Genomic DNA, 3,259 nt, shown 5'->3' on the forward strand with positions numbered 1-3,259 from the left:
GCCTAACTCCCGTTAACTCCAGCTAACTCCCTATTCTACAACGCCCTGTTTATGGGCGTTGTAGAATATTGTAGAAAATGGCGGACGATTTTTTACAAGCTGTTTCATGGCGTTTTAATACCTTTGTCGCCGTAAACCAAAACACATACGACGATGAGAAAAATACTTGTTTCATTCCTTTTGCTATCCGTTTGTCTGACGATGAAAGCGCAAACGGCGGCCGACGACTCGCTAAGACTTGACAGTATAGTGCGCACGTTGCCCGAAGTGATGGTCAGCGGAGAGCGTCCTGTGGTGAAAGTAAGGGGCGGCGCGTTAGTGTATGACGTCAACCGGTTGCCAGGAAACACAACTACAGACAACGCATACGACGCCTTGAAGGCACTGCCCGGCGTCGTGGAGACGGACGGAAGCCTTACCCTTGGTGGGCGGGCGGTGACCGTTATCATGGACGGACAGGTGACAAACCTCAGCCAGGAGCAGCTAACGCAGGTGCTGAAGAGCGTACCCAAAGACAGGGTTGGCGACGTAGAGGTTATGTATAACGCGCCGGAGAAGTACCAGGTGCGCGGCGCTTGCATCAACATTAACTTCAAACACGAGACCGCCGAGCGGCAAATGCTTACGGGAGAGGTGTTCGGTCTGTATGACCAGAGCCACCACGCAGCGTTCCAGGAGCGTGCTACTGTTGTATATTCGGGCAAGAAACTGAGTGCCGACCTTATGTATTCACACGACCACGGCGACTCTTACGGCACACGGGAGATAACAACCCACCACGCCCTCAACGACGGAACAGTACACGACATACAGTCGTTTGAGCGCACGCTCGGCACCGGACACAACCACAAGTTCCGTCTTTCTGCGGGCTATAACTTCTCGGACAATCACCGCCTGAGCCTAAGTTACTACGGCAACTATGCCACAACGGACAACCGCCAGCGCATGAGCGGCTCGATAACGGGGCGCAACGACCTCGACTCTAAGCCGTGGCTGCACGACGTTTCGCTTGACTATAAACTGCCGTTCGGCACGAACGTTGGCGCTGAATACACCTATTATAACAGTCCGCAGACGCAAAGACTCAGCAGTGTGCTGACCGACCGCGAGCTGAACTACCTCGTAGACAACCGCCAAAGACTGGATATCTGGCGCGTATATGCCAAGCAGGAGCATACGCTTAAAGGCGGTTGGGGCCTCAACTACGGAGCGTCGTACCTGCGGAGTACGGACAACAGCCGCCAGGAGTATGAGGAGTTGACAAATAGACAAGGGACGAGCAGACAAGGAGATATGCCTTCTTTGTTGTCATCAAGTGACGATACAAATCTCCTTGTCGACTTGTCTGCTCGTTACTTGTCTGCTGAAACTTCACCCCTTGTTGACTTGTCAACTCGTAACTTGTCAACTAAAAAAATCGAGAATACGGTGAATCTGTACGCAGGTTTCAACAAGAATTTCAATAATAAGGTTATCATCGACGCATCGCTTGCAGCCGAATACTACAACAGCACGGCGTGGAACGAATGGAACTGGCTGCCCACCCTGAACGTGACTTACCTTCCGGCGGAGGGCCCTGTGCTGCAACTTGGCGTGGGCAGCTCGACAAATTATCCCGAATATTGGGCCGTGCAGGACTTCATAACGTACAGTAACGGCGGCTATGACCAAATCGTTGGCAACCCGGAACTGAAGCCTTCGCACGAATACCAGGCAAACCTGACATACGTGTTGAAGAACAAATACGTCTTTACGGGCTGGTTCTCGTACACCGACGACCATTTCATGCAGACACTGTACCAGCGTCCAGACGAGCTGACGGAGACGTTCCGCTGGGTGAACTTCGACTTCCAACAGCAGGCGGGGCTTATGGCGACGGTTCCGCTGAAGCTCGGCGGCTGGTACAGCGGCAACTTTACGGCCATGGGAATATGGATGAAACATAAGGACAGCGACTTCTACGACATACCCTTCGACCGCTCCAAGCTGCTCGGGATATTCTCTCTGAAAAACGAGTTCACCATCTCCAAGAACCCCGAAATAGTCCTTTCGCTCAACGGGCAGGTGCAGACAAAGGCCATACAGGGCAATTACGACCTGCCAGCGGCGGGCCGTGTGGACGCCGCAGTGCAGCTGAGGTTCCTCAAGAACAAGCGCGCCACGCTGAAAGTGTACTGCAACGACATATTCGAGACGTCGCACATTGACCCTTACATCCGCTTCCGTGGGCAGGACTTCAACATGAAGATGTCGAGCTTCCGCCACGTAGGAGTGACCTTCAGCTACGCTTTCGGCAGCTATAAGGAAAAGGAACACAAGGAGATTGACACCTCACGCTTCATGAAATGACGCTCCGCTTCAGCGTATGCCGTATCTTACTGTAAGTCAGCAAATTACAGACAAGGTTACGAAAGGCCGTCTTTTACAAGCTAAAAGATGGCCTTTTGTTGTGTAAAAGACGGCCTTTCGTAACGTGAAATACGGCCTTTTGCAAACATGGTGGCAAAATATTGAAAAGCATTTTCTTGGTTTTCATTTTGTATTAAGTGTATTTTTTACTATCTTTGTATCCTGTAATATAAAACCTTAAACTGATAAAAACAATGAGCAATGTAAAGTTTTTGCCTGTGTTGGCTGCCGCAATGTACGCCGTTCAGGCTTTGGCTCAGAACCCGATAGTACAGACCGCATACACCGCCGACCCTGCGCCGATGGTGTACAACGGACGTATGTACCTGTACACGAGCCACGACGAAGACGAGTCAACATGGTTTACGATGAACGACTGGAAACTATATTCCACCGAAGACATGGTCAACTGGACCGACCACGGCACGGTGCTGTCCTACAAGACGTTCGGATGGGCGCAAGGAGACGCATGGGCAATGCAGTGCGTTGAGCGCGACGGCAAGTTCTATGCCTACGTGCCGGTAACGATGAAAGGCGGCGGAGGAGCCATCGGCGTGGCCGTAGCCGACAGTCCATACGGCCCATTCCACGACCCGCTGGGCAAGCCTCTTGTGTCGAGCGGGAAGGGAGACATTGACCCTACGGTGATGATTGACGATGACGGACAAGCGTATCTTTACTGGGGAAATCCGTTCTGCTATTACGTAAAACTAAACGAAGACATGATTTCCTATTCGGGAGACATAGCGGCAGTGCCCATGACCGAGGAGGCGTTCGGACGCCGTGAGGGCAACATACCGGAACGCCCGACACTCTATGAGGAAGCCCCTTGGCTGTACAAGCGTGGCGG

2 protein-coding genes are annotated in these 3,259 nt (G+C 52.3%); both read left to right on the forward strand.

Annotated elements, in window-relative coordinates; all coding sequences use genetic code 11:
- Positions 1-153 precede the first annotated feature (153 nt).
- Positions 154-2,349: an outer membrane beta-barrel protein gene (locus H6A34_RS13955; protein ID WP_205106010.1), complete on the forward strand. Its 2,196-nt coding sequence runs from the start codon at positions 154-156 to the stop codon at positions 2,347-2,349.
- Between the two features lie 254 nt (positions 2,350-2,603).
- On the forward strand, positions 2,604-3,259 hold a 656-nt coding region (locus H6A34_RS13960; protein ID WP_205106011.1), incomplete at its 3' end, for a family 43 glycosylhydrolase.

This window comes from Marseilla massiliensis (genome assembly GCF_016899855.1).
Lineage (GTDB): Bacteria > Bacteroidota > Bacteroidia > Bacteroidales > Bacteroidaceae > Prevotella.